This window comes from Aeromicrobium piscarium (assembly GCF_007421815.1).
GTDB lineage: Bacteria > Actinomycetota > Actinomycetes > Propionibacteriales > Nocardioidaceae > Aeromicrobium > Aeromicrobium piscarium.
Window position 1 is genome coordinate 55,750 of sequence record NZ_VLNT01000005.1, and the last position, 17,488, is coordinate 73,237.

At 70.1% G+C, this 17,488-nt stretch carries 11 protein-coding genes; 5 read left to right on the forward strand and 6 right to left on the reverse strand.

The window, feature by feature from the left end; genetic code table 11:
* Positions 1–140 precede the first annotated feature (140 nt).
* From FNM00_RS08160 to FNM00_RS08170, 3 genes are read right to left on the reverse strand one after another with little or no spacing between them, the layout of a single operon-like run.
* The gene (locus tag FNM00_RS08160; RefSeq protein WP_143912952.1) at positions 141–857 is read right to left on the reverse strand and encodes a hotdog domain-containing protein; all 717 of its coding nucleotides are present in this window, start codon (positions 855–857) and stop codon (positions 141–143) included.
* A 24-nt stretch (positions 858–881) separates the two neighbouring features.
* Positions 882–1,112 (reverse strand): biotin/lipoyl-binding carrier protein, encoded by a 231-nt coding sequence (locus FNM00_RS08165; protein ID WP_143912953.1) that lies wholly within the window; start codon positions 1,110–1,112, stop codon positions 882–884.
* Positions 1,109–2,593 carry an acyl-CoA carboxylase subunit beta gene (locus tag FNM00_RS08170; protein WP_143912954.1) on the reverse strand — a complete coding sequence of 495 codons (1,485 nt, stop codon included), beginning with the start codon at positions 2,591–2,593 and terminating at the stop codon, positions 1,109–1,111. Before FNM00_RS08170 ends, FNM00_RS08165 begins: the two co-directional genes overlap by 4 nt.
* A gap of 318 nt (positions 2,594–2,911) precedes the next feature.
* On the opposite strand from FNM00_RS08170, the gene fabG reads away from it, so the two are divergent.
* The 5 genes from fabG to FNM00_RS08195 all read left to right on the forward strand — a co-directional run bounded on the left by fabG (position 2,912) and on the right by FNM00_RS08195 (position 7,031).
* Entirely contained in the window at positions 2,912–3,667 is a 756-nt protein-coding gene (gene fabG, locus FNM00_RS08175) for a 3-oxoacyl-ACP reductase FabG (protein ID WP_143912955.1), read from the forward strand.
* A gap of 1 nt (position 3,668) precedes the next feature.
* Complete coding sequence (locus tag FNM00_RS08180) at positions 3,669–4,691, forward strand: phosphotransferase family protein (RefSeq protein ID WP_143912956.1); 1,023 nt, start codon at positions 3,669–3,671, stop codon at positions 4,689–4,691.
* Between the two features lie 108 nt (positions 4,692–4,799).
* Positions 4,800–5,420, forward strand: coding sequence for a TetR/AcrR family transcriptional regulator (locus tag FNM00_RS08185; protein ID WP_205197619.1), 621 nt, complete (start codon positions 4,800–4,802; stop codon positions 5,418–5,420).
* 235 nt (positions 5,421–5,655) lie between these two features.
* Entirely contained in the window at positions 5,656–6,270 is a 615-nt protein-coding gene (locus tag FNM00_RS08190) for a type IV toxin-antitoxin system AbiEi family antitoxin domain-containing protein (RefSeq protein WP_143912957.1), read from the forward strand.
* Entirely contained in the window at positions 6,267–7,031 is a 765-nt protein-coding gene (locus tag FNM00_RS08195) for a nucleotidyl transferase AbiEii/AbiGii toxin family protein (protein ID WP_143912958.1), read from the forward strand. The genes FNM00_RS08190 and FNM00_RS08195 overlap by 4 nt, the downstream gene beginning before the upstream one ends.
* Before the next feature lie 136 nt (positions 7,032–7,167).
* Here the strand turns inward: FNM00_RS08195 and FNM00_RS08200 are convergent, their stop codons facing one another.
* The 3 genes from FNM00_RS08200 to FNM00_RS08210 form a co-directional block, all read right to left on the reverse strand.
* Positions 7,168–7,650 carry a hypothetical protein gene (locus tag FNM00_RS08200; RefSeq protein ID WP_143912959.1) on the reverse strand — a complete coding sequence of 161 codons (483 nt, stop codon included), beginning with the start codon at positions 7,648–7,650 and terminating at the stop codon, positions 7,168–7,170.
* A 172-nt stretch (positions 7,651–7,822) separates the two neighbouring features.
* Entirely contained in the window at positions 7,823–8,242 is a 420-nt protein-coding gene (gene acpS / locus FNM00_RS08205; protein WP_143912960.1) for a holo-ACP synthase AcpS, read from the reverse strand.
* Between the two features lie 6 nt (positions 8,243–8,248).
* Positions 8,249–17,299 carry a type I polyketide synthase gene (locus FNM00_RS08210; protein WP_185973049.1) on the reverse strand — a complete coding sequence of 3,017 codons (9,051 nt, stop codon included), beginning with the start codon at positions 17,297–17,299 and terminating at the stop codon, positions 8,249–8,251.
* Between the last annotated feature and the right edge of the window lie 189 nt (positions 17,300–17,488).

Sequence of the window (17,488 nt, forward strand, 5' to 3'; positions counted from 1 at the left end):
ATCTGGTCAACCTCTCGAGCCTCGGATGAGGTTGGTGGCCTACCGCTCAGGGTCGGGCAGGGATGCATCGTCCCGTGTTTCCTGGGACGATTCACTACTCGGTTGCCGGCGAACTGCTCGATGTCCTCCACCCACGCTCATCAACGGGTGGGTGGGCGCAGACCCGAGGCGATGCCCTCGCGTTCGACCTCCGAGAGCGCGCGAGAACGCTGCGTCGCCGGGTCGAAGCCGACGAGCACCGCCAGCGACGACACGGACACAGCACCGTCCACGACCAGCTGCGCGCCGATCGCATAGGACGAGGTGCCGAGCCGGTCCACCCAGGCGCGCGACTCGACGACGTCGTCTCCGGTGATGGGGCGTACGAGGTCGACCGCGACCGTGGCGAGCACGACGCCACCTGGACCGGACGGCAAGAGCGTGGCCATGTACGGAATGCGCGACTCCTGCAGGAGCTCGAAGACCCTGGGCACCGAGACGGACCCATCGTGATCGAGATCGGAGGGACGCAGTGTCAACGGCTGTTCGGCGACACCGGCGGCGGGCTCCACTCGGTCCGGAGCGCCGAAGGACGACGTGACCGTGGCGAAGACCCGATCGCTCCCCCGCACGCCGATCCGCTGCACGAGCGAGTCCTCGCGGACCTGCGTGACGACCTCGACCGGGCGCCGACTCAACTGGATCGGGCGGCTGAACTCGACCACCACCGAACCGGGCCGGCGCCGCTCCACGACCCGATCGGCGATCAGCGCGTGCTCGGCCTGCGCGGCGTACTCGAGGTAGACGACATTGTTGACGTGGTTCAGCGAATCGATGTCGGCCCATCGCATGGGGATCTCATGGCGGTGCTCGTTCACCCCGCCGATCCTGTCAGAGAGCCGTCAGGCGCTGAGCGTGGCGTCGATCTCGGCGACCGGATCGCCCTCCTGGACGATCTGCCCCTCGGCGACCAGGATGCGACTCACGTGCCCTGCCGCCGGCGCGACCACCGGGATCTCCATCTTCATGGTCTCCAGGATCGCGACGGTATCGCCGATTCCGACGGGATCGCCCTCGCGGGCCACGATCTTCCAGACATTGCCGACGATGTCGGCCCGTGCGGGGACGGTCACTGCTCCCCCTCCGCGTAGGTGAGCATGCGCAGCGCCTGGGTCATCCGGCCGCGGGTCTCCTCGGGCACGATGACATCGTCGACGATGCCGGCCTCGGCCGCGCCGTAAGGCCGGGCGACGTTCTCGCGGTACTCGGCCGCCAGCTCGTCGCGCAACGCGATCGGGTCATCGGCCGCGGCGAGCGCACGGCGGTGCAGCAGCGCGACCGCGCCACCTGGGCCCATGACCGCGATCTCGGAGTTCGACCACGCCCAGGTCATGTCCGCGCCGAGCGACTTGGCACCCATCGCGATGTAGGCGCCGCCGTAGGCCTTGCGCACAACGACGGTGAGCTTGGGCGAGTCGGCATCCACATAGGCCTTGAGGACCTTGGCGCCATGCGTGATGACGCCGCGGCCCTCCTCGACCGTGCCCGGGAGGAATCCCGGGACGTCCACGAAGGTGAGCACGGGCACGCCGAAGCGTCCGCAGAACTCGACGAAACGAGCGAGCTTGACCGAGCTCTTGGCATCGAGGATGCCGCCCCGACAGACCGGCTGGTTGGCGACGACACCGACGGGGCGTCCGTCGAGACGGCCGAAGAGCGTGAGGATGCTGCCGGCATGGCCGGGCATCAGCTCGAGGCGGGCACCGTTGTCGAGCACGCCGTCGACGAGCTGGTTCATATCGAAGACGACCGAGGCCTTGGCCGGCACGAGGTCGGGCAGCGCCTCGGCAGCGCGCGGGTTGGCAGGGACGGCTCCGCTGACCTGCTGGGCGCCACCGGCGTGCGAGGGCAGGAAGGACAGCAGCAGGCGCGCCGATTCAAGCGCCTCGACCTCGGACTCGACCTCGAGATGGGCGACGCCGCTGGTCTCGGTGTGCAGGCGCGAGCCGCCGATCTCGTCGGCCGTCGCGTCCTCACCCGTGGCGGCCTTGACGATGTCCGGACCCGTGAGGAACATGTGCCCCTGGCCCTTGACCATGATCGTCCAGTCGGTGAGCGCCGGCGAATAGGCCGCGGCGCCCGCGCACGGGCCGAGGATGAGGGAGATCTGCGGGATCCGGCGCTGCGCCTCGACGTTGAGCGCGAAGATACCGCCGCACCCGTGGAGCGCGAGGATGCCGTCAGGCACGCGGGCGCCGCCGGAGTCATTGATGTAGACGATCGGGAAGCCGCGGTCGATCGCGAGCCGCTGGGCGGCCATGATCGCTTCGGCCATGACCTCGCCGATGGCGCCGGAGGCGACCGCGGCGTCGTGCGATGCGACGACGACGGGCCGGCCGTCGACGAGCCCCCAGCCGGTGACGACGCCACTGCCGCCGCCGTGGGCCGAACGCATCGGAGTGGTCTCGTTGAACGTGCCGTCGTCGAAGAACAGCTCGACGCGTTCGCGGGCGGTGTGCACCCGCTTGCCGCGGGGCTCGACGCGCGCGAAGCGCTCGTCCCGGCGGTGTGCGAGTGTCGCGCGGTGGTCGGCCACCTGCTCGATGTCGGTCACAACGACTCCTAAAACGTGAGGGTTTCCTCAACTATAGGACAAACATGAGGGATTCCTCATCTTCTTGGCGAATCCGGCATGTGATGTCCCCCACCCACGGCAAGTGCTAGAGTGCTAACTAAGCAAGCGCTTAGAGTTTCGCGGATCGACGGTCCCTCGGTGATTGAGTAGCCGCGAGGAACGAGCGGCATATCGACATCACCCACGTGACGTGGTCTCGATACGGTCCCTCATTCCTCGGTCGCACTCGACCACCGAGTCTCTCCCTATCGTCCGTGGCCTCTTCGCACCATCGTCTTCCGACGGAAAGGGATCATCGTGTCCGAGACTCGTACCGCCATCGTCACCGGAGCCGCCCGGGGCATCGGCCGGGGCGTCGCCCAGCGCCTCGCCGCCGACGGCCTCCAGGTGGCCGTCCTCGATCTGGACGAGGCGGCCTGCGCCGACACCGTCGAGGCCATCACCTCCGCCGGAGGCACCGCGATCGCCGTGGGGGCGAATGTCGCCGATGCCGATAGCGTCGAGGCCGCCGTCGAGCGTGTCGCCTCCGAACTGGGCGCTCCCACCGTGCTGATCAACAATGCCGGCATCATCCGCGACAACCTGCTGTTCAAGATGACGGTCGACGACTGGGACGCCGTCATGGGCGTGCACCTGCGTGGCGCGTTCAACATGACCAAGGCTGTGCAGAAGCACATGACCGAGGCGAAGTTCGGCCGCATCGTCAACCTGTCGAGCACCTCGGCCCTCGGCAACCGCGGCCAGGCCAACTACTCCGCCGCGAAGGCCGGCATCCAGGGCTTCACCAAGACCCTCGCGATCGAGCTCGGCAAGTTCGGCGTGACCGCCAATGCGATCGCCCCCGGCTTCATCCAGACCGATATGACCGCCGCGACCGCCGAGCGCATCGGCGTCGACTTCGACGACTTCATCAAGTTCAGCGCCGAGCAGATCCCGGTCCAGCGCGTCGGCCAGCCCGAGGACATCGCCCACACGGCGTCCTTCCTCGTCAGCGAGGGTGCGGGCTTCGTCTCCGGCCAGGTCATCTACGTCGCCGGCGGACCGAAGGACTGACATGACCGAGGGCCTCGACACAGGAGCGCTCGCCCGGTGGATCGATGCCGAGCAGCCCGGAGTGCTGGACACCTCCGGGCCGCTCACGGCCACGCTCATCACCGGCGGCAAGTCCAATCTGACCTACCGCGTCAGTGACGGCGCGCGCGAGATCATCGCGCGTCGGCCACCGCTCGGGCATGTCCTCGCCACGGCGCATGACATGTCGCGCGAGTACCGGGTGATGAGCGCCCTCGCCGACACCTCGGTCCCGGTGCCGGCCACCTACGGGCTCTGCCAGGACGACTCCGTCATCGGCGCGCCCTTCTATCTGATGGAGAGCGTCGCCGGGACACCCTTCCAACGCGCCGAGCAGCTCGAGAAGCTCGGCGAGGAACGCACCCGCGCGATCTCCGAGCGGCTCGTCGACACCCTCGCGGCCCTGCACGAGGTCGACTACACGGCGGTGGGGCTCGAGGAGTTCGGCCGCCCCGACGGCTACCTGGAGCGTCAGGTCCGTCGCTGGAAGAAGCAGCTCGACGCCTCACGGAGCCGGGAGATCGACGGGATCGACGAGCTGTACGCCCGGCTGGAGCGGTCCATCCCGCAGTCCGGGGACGGCACGATCGTGCACGGCGACTACCGGCTCGACAACGCGTTGGTCGACGACGCCGACCAGATCACGGCGGTGCTGGACTGGGAGATGAGCACGCTCGGCGATCCGCTGACCGATGTGGCGCTGGTGGTGGCGTACCAGAACCTCGCCTTGCACGACAGTGGCGACTCTCCCGCCTCGGTCACCGACGCCCCCAAGGCTCCCGGTTATCTATCGGTCGACGCGGTCATCGATCGGTACGCCACGACCTCCGGGCGCGATCTCGGCGAACTCGGCTTCCACCTCGGGCTGGCGTACTTCAAGCTGGCGGTCATCCTCGAGGGCATCTACTACCGCTACATCCACGGGCAGACGCTCGGCGAGGGCTTCGACCACATCGGCGACTCGATCTTCCCGCTCGTGCAGCACGGCCTCGACGCCACTGCGTGATCGAGACGGCCGCCGGAGGGATCGCCGCGAGGGCGATTCTCCGGCGGTCGTGTCGTTGCTGTCGCACCACAGAGCTGACCTCCGGCTCCGGTTCTGTACCCTAGAGACGTGACCGCGCAGATCCTCGAGCCCCGGAGGCGCCCCACCCAGGAGCGCAGCCAGCTCAAGTTCGATCATCTGCTGCAGGTCTCACGTGAGCTGCTGCTGGATGTCGGCTTCGAGTCCTTCACCTGCGAAGAGGTGGCCCAACGGGCCGGCCTGCCGATCGGCACCCTCTACCAGTTCTTCCAGAACAAGTACGTCATCGTCTGCGAGCTCGACCGGCAGAACGCCGTCGCGGTCCGCGAGGAGCTGGGTCGCCTGACTGCGGCGCTTCCCACCCTGGACTGGCTGGTCCTGCTCAATCGCCTGGTCGATCACATGGCCCGGCTCTGGATCGAGGACCCGTCCCGTCGAGCGGTCTGGATGGCGATGCAGTCCACGCCGGCCACCCGCGCCACCGCCGCCGTCACCGAACGCGAGCTGGCCTCCGATGTCGCCTACGCGCTCGGCCCGCTCACCCCGGGCACCCCGCGCGAGCGCCGCCAGATCATGGCCGAGGTGCTGGTCTACGTCGCCTACTCGATGCTCAACTTCTCCGTGCGCGACGGCCAGGAGCACACCGAGGCCGTCATCGAGCTCAAGCGCCTGCTGAGCGCCTATCTACTCGCCTCCCAGCCGCACGCCTGAGACACGCGCGTCAGCGGCCGAAGAGCTTGCCTAGCCGGCCCTTCTCCTATGAGACCGATCCGGTCGGCGAGGTGCCGAGATAGTGGACGACCTCCGCACCGATGATGATGCATCGGGGCGGCTATAACAGCCGTTACGCATCATCATCGGTCCCCGGCAAGGCGTGCGAGCGGGTCAGAAAGTATGCAGATCGTAGCTCTCGGCGCTACGATCTGCATAGTGAAAGGAGTCTCCCGTGACTGCTCCTCAGTTGATCGCGCGTGCGCCCCTGCGCACCCTCCGGCCGCGTGATCTCAGCGATGCCTTCGCCAATCCGCGAGCGGTCATCTCCCATCACCTCGGCACAGGTGCCCTCGCACGTCTCGCCGCCGGATATGTCATGGCCGTACCGGATGATGCGGAACCGGGGTGGCGGCCATCCCCGGAGACCGCGGGCGCCGGCATCGCCGCCGCGATCTACGGCATCGACCACATCGTCATGATGGGGATCTCCGCCGCCCGGATCCACGGGGCGTTCCCCCGCGCCATCGGAGATGTCGTCATCGCAGCCCCACGACAGCATCGACCCCTAGTTCTCGACGATGGCGGGAGGCTCCACATTGTTCAACGGCAGACCGCTGCTCTCGATGCCCGTCTCGAAACCTTGGACACCGGCCGAGTGTTGGTCACCACAGTCGAGCAGACGGCGCTCGACCTCGCTCGTCACCCAGGGCGTGGCGGTCATCCCGAGGAGGCAGCCGCCGCGCTACGGAACCTCCTCCCCCGCCTCGATCACGACCGTCTGGCACGTATCGCCGCTGAACAACACGGAATGGGCGCTGCCCTCGAACGGATCGAGGCGCTCACATGATCCGCGCCAACGATCTCGTCCGTGTACGCGAACAGTTCGGCGTCGCCGATGCACAGGTCGTCCGCGACCATGTGATCTCTCACCTTCTCGCCGCACTCAGTCAGATGCCGGGTCAGGGCGAGCTCGTGTTCTTCGGAGGGACCGCCCTGTCGCGGACTCTGCTCCCGGACCTTCGGCTCAGCGAGGACATCGATCTCCTCACGACCGCTCGCCGCTCGGACATCGCCCCACGGATGATGGAAGCCATCGACGATGGACTCGCCCGCAGCCACGGTTCCGTCGATTGGTTCCCGCCGCTGCATCAGACGCGGGGCTCCGGCCCTGCCGTCCTCCGCGTGGCGGACGCCGCCACGGTCCAGATCCAACTGCTGTCATACATCAACTATCCGCGGTGGCCGACGCTCGAGGTCGACCTCGAGCAACGCTACGGTGACGCTCCACCGGCGCGGATGAAGGTACTCACGCCCGCGGCCTTCGTCGCGGCGAAGCTCGCCGCATGGCGCGACCGCAGGGCGCCCCGCGACCTCTACGACCTCTGGGCTCTTGCCGATGCCGGCCATGTCACTGCCGAGTCGCTCGATCTCTATGTCCGCATGGGACCGACCGGCCAGCCCTCGACGTCCGGTGATTTCGTCGATCTACCGAGCGACGGCGCGTGGTCCGCGGCCCTCGCCCATCAATGCCGGATTCAGGTCGACGCGCCGACCGCGGCGCGGAGAGTCAGCGAAGCGCTACGTCGCGCGGGTGATCTCGGCGGGTAGATGTCGGGCTCGCTTGCGTCGGCGCGTGATGTCCCGGCTGCGTCTCGGCGACCGAGGCCCGAGGTCTGCCAGACGCCACGAGCGCGACCACGCGCTGATCCGCGCGATGCGGTCCTGCCCCGGCGAGCGGAGCATGTCAGCCCGTCACCGAGAGCAGGCCGAGGCCGAAGGCCGTGAAGATGCCGCCCCAGAGCACGACCGCGGCGATCTGCCAGACCATGACCTGTCGTCGCGCCAAGCCGACCGTCGTCATGATGAAAGCCGTCAGCGAGATCGCGAGCACCATCGGCGCGAGGAGGCTGGCGATCGGCACCCCCCATCGGTCGACGCGAGCGATGACCTTCTCCTGTCGAGAAGTGCGGGGCTGCTCGCGCTGACGCTCACGGCGCTGCGCGATCCGGCTCCCGAGAGCGACCGCGACCACGACAGCGAGGACATTGCCGAGCACGGTCGCGACGAGGGCGACGGGAGCGGGCAGACCGACGAGCGTGCCCACGAAGGCTCCAACGTAGCTCTCCAGGAAGGGGACCACGCCGATCACCGCGACCACGAGGATCTGCAGGGCGAAAGGCAGCGAGTCGAAGCTGGACGCAAGGGACGACATCATGTCTCTGCTCATAGCCTCCACTCTTCCCGAGCACGACACCGCTGGCCCAGTGGTAGGAGTCACGACCTCACATGACATATGTCAGGGCGGTGTGTAGGCGCCCGTTCTCGAGCCGGATTCGGACGCTGAGGCACCGCTCCTGGCCAGGTAACGGACGCCTATCCACCGCGCACGGCCGGGTGGCTCAGGGGCGGGTGAGGGTGACGGTGGCGATGGCGTAGTCGCCGTCGTGGGAGAGGGAGACGAAGGCGGCGATGTCCTCGCCGAGGGCGGCCCGCACCTCCCCGTGCAGCACCAGCCGGGGTCGTCCCCAGGCATCGGTGACGACCTCGATCAGGTGGTGGATCTCCTCGCCGAGCACCGGAGCACTCCCCCACAGGGACTCCGACCAGGCCTTGACGAAGGCCTCCTTGGCGGCCCAGCGCGCCGCCAAGGACGCGACCTCGGCGGCGCAAGACGCGGAGGCATCGGCAAGGAAGCTCCGCGCATCGCGCCGCTCGCCGGGTGTGAACACCCGGTCGACCCACGTTCCGGGACGCTGAACCTGGTCAGCGAACCCCGGAACGTGGACGAGGTCGACCCCAGTGCCGATGACGACCCCCATCGCGCATTACCGGCACTGGTAGACACCGTCAGCGCCGAGCCGCGCCTCCGGGTCGATCAACATGGCGGCCTCGCGCTCCCGCGCGCCCGCATCGCCGAGACGGCGACCTGCGGGACGACGGTAGAGCGGAGATCCGCCGTACATAGCCTCGGTGAGCCGCATCCGGCCCTCGATCTGACGCTGCTCGGCCCGATCGAGGTACGCCGCGCGCTCCTCGGCGGGCAGCGCCTCGACGAAGGCCTGCGGATGCACGACGGCCAGCAGACCCGCCACGTGGCCGAAGCCGAGACTCGTGACCAGGCCGGCCTTGAGAGGCCCGGTGGCCAGCGGCTCGCGGAGCCACACCAGGTGCTCGTGCTCGGCGAGGTCGTCCATGACGCAGTCCAGCGAACGGTTCGGCGGCACGACACCGGCCGAGAGCACCTGGCACAACCCGATGAGCTGGAAGGCCGCCGCGCCTCCCTTGGCGTGACCGGTCAGCGTCTTCTGGCTCATCACGTACAGCGGGTTGCCGTCGCTGCGTCCGAGCGCTCCGGCGAGACGCTCGTGCAGCTCGGACTCGTTGCGCTCGTTGACGCCCGTCGAGGTGTCGTGCTTGCTGAGCACCGCGATGTCGTCGGCACCGACTCCGAGACCGGCGAGGGACGTCGCCAGCTGCGACGAGCGACCACCGCGGCCCGCAGCGAGGGCACCGAGGCCCGGCGCCGGGATCGAGGTGTGCACGCCATCGGCGAACGAGCTGGCGTAGGCCAGGACGCCGAGGACCGGCAGTCCCAGCTCGGCCGCGAGGGAGCCACGGGCCAGCAGGACCGTTCCGCCGCCCTGGGACTCCACGAATCCGCCGTAGCGACGATCGTTGGCCCGGCTGAAGTAGCGGTCCTCGAGACCCTTGGCGGCCATGACCGACGAGTCGGCCGTCGCGGACATGTCGCCGAAGCCGACGATGCCCTCGACCGACAGATCGTCGAAGCCGCCGGCGACCACGAACTCGGCCTTGCCGAGCTTGATCTTGTCCGCGCCCTCCTCGACCGAGACGGCCGTGGTGGCGCAGGCGGCGACCGGGTGGATCATCGCGCCGTAGCTGCCGACATAGGACTGCACGACATGCGCCGCGATGACATTCGGCAGCGCCTCCTGCAGGATGTCGTTGGCCTTGGACTCGCCCAGCAGGGTGTCGATGTACAGCGAGTGCATCGAGCTCATGCCGCCCATGCCGGTGCCCTGGGTGTTGGCCACCAGCGTCGGGTGCACCCAACGCAGCAGCTCGGCAGGCGAGAAGCCGTTCGACAGGAACGCGTCGACCGTGCAGACGATGTTCCAGAGCGCGACCCGGTCCACGGACTCGACCATCTCGGCCGGGATGCCCCAGACCGTCGGGTCGAAGCCGGTGGGGATCTGACCGCCCACGGTGCGCGACAGCTTCATCTTGCGCGGCACGCGGATCTCGGTGCCCGCCTTGCGGGTGATCGTCCACTCGCCGTCGGCATCCTGGGAGATCACCGTGCGCTCGGGATCGGCCTCGCGCATCGCCCGCGCCTCGGCCTCACCGGACACGGTGAAGGAGAGGTCCTCCTCCAGGTAGACCGAGGTCAGCAGCGGCGCGGCGTTGTCGGTCATCGAGCCGTCGTCGGCGTACCGGCGCACGCCGACCCGCTCGCGCACGGCCTCCTCGTAGCGATCGGCGATGTCCTCCTCGGCCACGGGATCGCCGCTCTCGGCGTCGTACCAGCCGCGATTGACGTCGTCCCAGGTCAGCAGGCCCGTGGTCCAGGCGAGCTCCAGCACGCCGGCCGCGGACAGCCGATCGCTGACCTCGACCTCGAAGCGCGTGCGCGCCGAACCATAGGGACCGAGCTCGCCCGCGCCGACGATGACGATCATGTCGTCGAGCGAGGTGCTGACCTCGCCCCACTCGGGGGTCTCGACCACGTCGAGCTGGGCCGGCGATCCGGGCAGCGCCGCGATCGTGGCCGTCTCCCGGCCCTCGTCCTTCGAGGCCGCTCGGCCGGCGGCGCCCTCCGCGATGGCGGCGAGATCGAGTTCGACATCGCCGAGTCCGGCGGTCAGGTCGACCTCGACCGGCGCTTGGAGGGCCTGCTCGCGAGCCTCATCGACACCGCGAGTGAGCAGCGCCTCGGCCATCTCACCGGTCGACCAGGTACGGACGCCGAGTGCCTCGACGGCCTCGACCATCGGATCGTTGCCGCCCATGAGGCCGGTGCCGCGGACCCAGCCGATGATGGCGTGTGCCAGCGTCGTGCGACCGCTCCAGGAGCGCTCCGAGCTCCACTTGGCCACGAGCGCGTCGAGCGCGGCCTTGGCCTCGGCGTAGGCGCCGTCGCCACCGAACATGCCGCGGTTCGGCGAACCCGGCAGGACGACGTGCAGACGCCGGGTCAGGTCGCGATCCTGAACGTGCTCGGACAGCACACCCACGAGCCGCTCAACCGACCAGAGCAGCACACGCATCTCCAGCTCGGCACGCGGACCCGCATCCGTGGTGTCGCCCATGACCCGGCCGGCCGCGAAGGGGAACAGCAGGGTCGGGGTCAGCGCCGGCTTGGACACCGTCGTGACGCCGGCCGCGGTCTGGGTCTGCTCCGCTCCGATCCACGCGGCGAGCGCGTCGACATCGGCGAAGGACGCCATATTGGCCGGAACGACCCACAGCGCCGCACCCTGGCGGGCGTAGTCGCGGTAGAGCTGCTTGAAGAAGGCGAGCTTGCACCCGTCGACGCCCGACGTGGTCGCGATGACCGTGGCGCCCTCGGCCAGCAGACCGCCGACGACACCCGCGGCGATCGAGCCGCGGCTGGCACCGGTCACCACGGCGACCTCGTCGGCGTAGCGACCCGGGGTGGTGTCCTCGGCCTCGGCCGCGATCCGCTCGAAGCGCGTAGCCAGACTGTTGCCGGCATGAGCGGCCCACCAGCGTGCCTGCCCGGCCACCGTCGCGCCGGCTCCGACGAAGGAGCCGGCGACATCGGCACCGTGGGCGATGCGTGCGAGATCCTCGCGGGCGCTGGCCCACCGGTCGTCGAGCACGAAGGCCTTCTTCTCATCGAAGGCCGGCGCGGTGGATTTGACCCAGTCCGAGCCGAGCTCGGCCTCGACCCGTTCGAGCACGCGCGCGGCCTGCTCGTCGGTCTCGACCTCCGTCGGGACCTCGCCGAGTCCGAGCTCGTCGAGCACGAGGCGCGCGGACTTGGCCAGCACGCCGTCGCGACCGGTGATCTGGTCGGTGAACTCCGCGAGCGCCTCGGCGTCCACGGTGGCGCCACCGCCGCCGCCGGCCGCCGGAAGATCGACGCTCACGCCGTGACGCGCGGCCACGGCCTTGACGCTGGCATCGACCGCCGCGTCCACGTCGGCACCGCTGCTCAGCGAGCCGAAGGAGCCGAACTCCCCACCGCGGACGCTCGTGCCCTCACGGGTCGACATCGCGAGCTCGGCGAGCACGTGGGAGGCCCAGCCGGGGCCGAGCTGCCAGGTGCCGGTGACCCGGTCGGTCACCGAGGCCGGCTTCTTGCCTGCCGGGCCCAGGACCTTCTTGAGGTGCTCCGAGATCGTCTCGGTCAGCACCGGGCCGAAGGCGCTGTAGCCTCGGGCGAGGCCCTTGACCTGCTGGCCCAGGGTCACCAGGTCGGCATCGGCCGCGCCGTCGATGGCTCCGAGCGAGAGCTCGGCACCGAGGTCGACGAGCAGCTGGTTGCGGCGGCTCGATGCGCCGTCGCACAACGACTCGATCGAGTCGGCGGCACCGATCTGGTCCAGTCGCAGCTTGGTCCACCAGGCCACGAGGGTGCGGGTGGCCTCGGCGGCGTCGAAGGCGATGTCATCTGGACGCGGGCCGCCTGCCGGGGCAGTCGGGGTAGCCACCGGGGCCGGTGCGGCCTCCGCGGGAGCGGCTTCGGCGACCGGCGTCGCCTCAAGATCATCGTCCTCGACCTCGGGCTGGTCCTCATCGGTTGCGAAGACGACGGACGCGTCGCGCTCGATATTGGCCACCTCGACGGTCCCGTACTCGCTCTCGGGGAGCTTGAGGGTCGACGAGGCGAGGTTGGCGACGGTCGGTGCCGAGCCGACACCGATCTCCACGAAGCGCTCGACTCCGAGGCCACCGCGCTCGACCGGCGTGAACATGAGGTCCTGGGTCTCGATCCAGCGCACCGGGCTGGCGAACTGCCAGGCGAGCAGCTCGATCAGCACGCGCCGGCACAGCGCACCGGGACGCGCCGTCCAGTCGTCGAAGTCCACGAGCACCTCGCGCAGCGGTGCGGAATCGACCAGCTCGGCGATCTCGACGACGAAGTCGCGGTCGAGGCTGAACGGACGCGGCACCAGGTTCGGGATGTACCGGCCGGCGAGGATGGCCGGATCGATATCGGCGGGCAGCAGCTCGTCGAGGCGATCGCGGAAGTCCGGGACGCCGCCGTGCAGGACCCGGGAGTGGAAGGGCACGTCGATGCCCGGCACCAGGATGAACGCGGCCTTGCCGCCGAACTCCTCGCGGCGGCGGGCGATATCGCGCTCCAGCTCCTCCAGGCCCGCCACCGTGCCCGCGATGGCGTACTGCGAGCCGCGCAGGTTGTAGTTGACGATCTGCAGGAACTCGCCGGTCTGCTCGGCGATCCTCTCCACATAGGTCGTGACCTCGTCATCAGCCAGGCCGATCTGCGAGGGACGGATGGCCGCGAGCCGGTAGTCGCTGCGTCCCTGCGCATCGCGCGGCACGAGCGTGTGCATGACCGAGCCGCGCTGGAACACGACTTCGACGACGGCCTCGAGCGGGATGACACCCGACACGGCGGCGAGGGCGTTGTACTCGCCGACCGAGTGGCCCGCGAGGATCGCACCCTCGACGAAGGCGCCGGACTCCCGGAGCTCGGCCATCTGGGCGGCACCGAGCACGGCCATCGCGACCTGCGTGAACTGGGTCAGGTACAGCACACCGTCGGGGTGGCGGTGCGTGACACCGTGCGCGGTCAGCTCGGTCGGGTTGTCGCGGACGACCGTGAGGATCGAGAAGCCGAGCGCGGAACGGGTGTGCGCGTCGGCGCGGTCCCAGATCTCGCGGGCGGCCTTGGAGCGCTGGTAGCCCGCCATTCCCATGCCCTGGCTCTGGATGCCCTGGCCGGGGAAGGCGTAGGCCGTGCGCGGGGCAGCCAGCCGGGCGCTGGCGGCCATGACGACCTCGCCATCGGCGCGAACGGTGACGTCGAGGACCTCGGCGCCCGCGTCCAGGCCCACGCGGTCGGCACGGATGTCCACATCGGCACCCGGGCGGACCGGCGCCATGAATCGGGTGGTCCAGCCCTCGAGGCGACGACCGGTCTGTGCCACCACCTGCTGCTGGGCGGCAGCGGAGGTCCACATGCCGTGCACGATCGGCGCGCCGAGTCCGGCCAGGCGCGCCGCGGCGATGCTGGTGTGGATCGGGTTGTGGTCGCCGGTGACGGCGGCGAAGGCACGCAGGTCGGTCGGAGCCGCCACGGAGACGGTCGCCTGCTTGCGGCGCGGGGTGTCGCGGACGTCGTCGCCGAGGACGCCTCCGGCACGCACCGGGTCGGCCAGGTCGCCCTGCCCCGCCCGACCGCGGATCGCGAAACGCTCGGTGAGCGCGGCGACCTCGCCGGAGCCGGCCACGATGTCGATGTCGACCGTCACCACTCGGCCGTAGGAGGAGTCGACCACGCCGCGCAGGGTCGCGGTGATGGTCAGCTCGGCGCGCTCGGCCGGGATCTCGCCGATCGCGATCGCGTGGTCCAGGTGGACCAGGTCGAGCATGCCCTCGACGACCGGGTTCCCCTCGTCATCGGCGGCGTCACCGATGACGGCGAACACGGCGGGCCAGGCGAGACCGACCAGGACATCGGGTGCCGGATGAGCGCTGGGCTCGACCGGAGCGCCCGAGACGGCCGCGTGATCGGCCCGCAGGTCGGGAGTCCAGGCGGCGGTGAGACGGGCAACGCCGCCATTCGCCTCGGGGACCGAACCGCCGGCGGCGCGAGCGGCCAGCGCCCGCATCGCCTGCGCGGCATCGGCCTGGGTCACGACGGGGCTGCTGCCCCACGCGACGGTGTCCTCGACACGGATCGGGAGGGTCAGCCGCTCACCGCCGGGCAGCGGCACCCGCAGCTCGACGAGGGCGGACGAGGCGCTGAGCTCGGCGCCCGTCTCGGGATGCTCAGCGGTGTCGGGGCCGGTGATGACCCAGCCGGTCCCGAGCCGGTGCACGGGATTGCCGACGGTGCGGCCCGCCCAGACGACATCGTGCGAGGCGAGCACCAGTGCGAGCGACTCGACGATGCCGTCGACCTCGACGCGACGTCGACCCGCGACCCGCTCCGGTGCGGAGCCGGCCGCGAGGAGAGCGTCGATGACCTCGTTCTCGAAGCGCTGGAGCAGATCGGCGACGGGCTCGTCGACGCGCGTGATGCCGGCGACCGAGCGCGTGCCCGGGATGATGCAGACCTCGTCGGCGCTGTACCGGGCGTCGTGGGCCTGCCACAGCGAGTCCGAACGCCACCAACGGCGCACGTCGGCATCGATGACGGGCACGAAGTTGACCGGCTTACCGGGACGCTTGCACAGCTCGACGAAGAAGGCCGCGTCGGCGGGGTGCAGAACGACATCCTCGGCGGCCGGGTAAGCATCGAACAGCGTCGCGAGGGCGGCGAAACCGTCCTCGACATCCTCCGCCGCGGGGAAACGGGTGGGGATCGTGCCGCGGTCCTCCTCGGCGAGACGTGCCTCGGCGCGCTGGACCATCGCATGGAAGCGGTCGCGCAGCGTGACATCGAGCCATTCGGGGTCGCCATGGGCCGACGTGCCCGACAGCTCGACGAAGCGGCGCAGCCACTGGGCGTAGGTCATGTCGCGGACATCGCCGAAGTAGGGCTTGGCGGTGCGATCGATCGCCTCGACGATCTCGTCACGGCGAGCGGCAACGGCCTCGGCATCGCCGGCGACCTCGTCGAGCAGACGGCCGGTGCGCGAGGCGGTGTTGTCGATCTCGTGGATGTCGGCGCCGAGCTGGCTGCGACCGGAGGCCATGCCGCCGGTCGCCGTGCCCGCGCCGACCCAGGCGCCGGTGCCGCGGGTGTCGACGAGGAGCTGCTTGACCTCCGGCGAGGTCGTCGCCTCGAGGGTGGCCATCGCGGCGGTGCCGACGAGGACGCCGTCGAGCGGCATCGCCGGGAACCCGTGGCGGCGCGACCACTCGCCGGTGAGGTAGGTGGAGGCCGCCTCGGGCGTGCCGATGCCGCCACCGACGCACACGACCACATTGGACTGCGCGCGCAGGTCCGCGTAGGTGGCCAGGACGAGATCGTCGAGGTCCTCCCAGGAGTGGTGGCCTCCGGCGCAGCCGCCCTCGATCTGGACGATCACCGGCAGCGGGGCGAGCTCACGCGCGATCGCCAGGACCTGACGGATCTGCGCGACGGTGCCGGGCTTGAACACGACATGGGCGATGCCGACCGAGCGCAGGTCCTCGACCAGATCGACGGCCTCGTCGAGCTCGGGGATGCCGGCGGTCACGATGACGGCGTCGATCGGGGCCCCGTTGGCGCGGGCGCGCTGCACGAGGCGCTTCTGCCCGAGCTGCAGCTTCCACAGATAGGGGTCGAGGAAGAGCGAGTTGAACTGGTAGGTGCTGCCGGGGGTCAGCAGCTCGTCGAGCTCGGCGACCCGGTCGGCGAAGATCTCCTCGGTGACCTGACCGCCTCCGGCGAGCTCGGCCCAGAAGCCGGCATTCGCGGCGGCGGCGACGATGGCGGCGTCGACCGTGGTGGGCGTCATGCCCGCGAGCAACACCGGCGACTTGCCCGTGAGCCGGGTGAAGGCGGTCTCGGCGACGGTGCGGCCGTCGCGCAGGGTGACGAGCCGGGGGGCGAAGGCCGACCAGGGCGTCGGACGCACGGGAACGGCTCCCACGGCCGTCAGCTCACGGTGCCCGCGTCGCGTGGTGGTGGAGACGATGCCCGCACCGCGAGGCCGGGTCTCGGCGGCGCTGAGGCGCGCGGCGAGGTCGCCGGGCCCGAGGTCGAGGATCCACTGGGCCCCGGCGTCGAGCGCGCCTTCGAGCGCGGTGACCCAGTCGACCGGGTCGATGACCGAGCGCTGCGCGAGGTCGCGGGCGACGGCGGCGTCGAGGCCGACGCGACCGGCCCACTCGGCGACGAGGTCGGCGACCTCGGAGAGATCGGTGTGGTGGAAGGCGACACGCGCCGGCAGGGGCTCGATGACCGGGGCGAAGGGGGTCCCGCCGGTGGTCTTGCGGTCGCGCTCGGACTTCTCCTGGGCGGCGACGGCCTCGAGACGCGAGACCGCGCGATCGAGGTCGGCCTGCGGGCCGCAGAGGACGACCGCGCGACGGCCGTTGCGGATCCGGCATTCGACGCGGCTGCCCAGATCGGCGACGATCTCCTCGATACGCGCGGGATCGACATTGCTCACGCTCAGCATCGTCGACCCGAGCAGACCACGACGACGACCGACGATCTGGGTGGCGGCACCGACGAGGCGGGCCACCGCGAGTGCGGTGGTGAGGTCGAGGCCCCCGAGCAGATCGGTGACGAGCTGACCCTGCGAGTGGCCGATGACGGCGACCGGTCGGTGGTCAGCGGGATCGAGTCCTTGGCGACGCAAGGCGGCGAGGGCGGCCACCTGGGTGAGGGCGATGCCGGGCACGGAGGCGGCCGGCTCCTGCAGCGCCTCGGCGGACGGCACTGCCGCCGCCTCGTCGTCCTCGGCCGATTCGCCGACGGCGAGCGCGTCGACCCAGGCGAGCGGCGTGAAGGCGATGCCGGTGCGTGCGAGCTCACCGGCGACCGGCTCGAGGATCCGGTCGACCTCGCTCGTCACGGCGGCCAGATCGGACTCGAGCGCGAAGTCGCGCACGAGCTCGGCGAGCGGCGGCAGCCACTCGCCGCCCTGTCCCGCGAAGGCGAGAGCGTAGGGAGTCGTCGAGCGGAACTGGTCCACGAGCCGGGTGCCGCTGGTGGCATCGGGGCGGGTGGACGTGAGCGCAGGCGTGGGGTCGAGCGTCGTCATGAGAGCCATCGTACGGCAAAACATGAGGAACTCCTCATCTTTTATGCGAGGTTTTCCTCATGTTCTTGCTCACATTCTCCGTGCGACTCGAGAGCGACGAGTGACCCCGCACCCGCCCCGTGGGGCGGTGAGATAGGCACCTCTCGCGGCAGTCGAGACGTGCGTAACCCACCGCCCCACGGAGCGAGA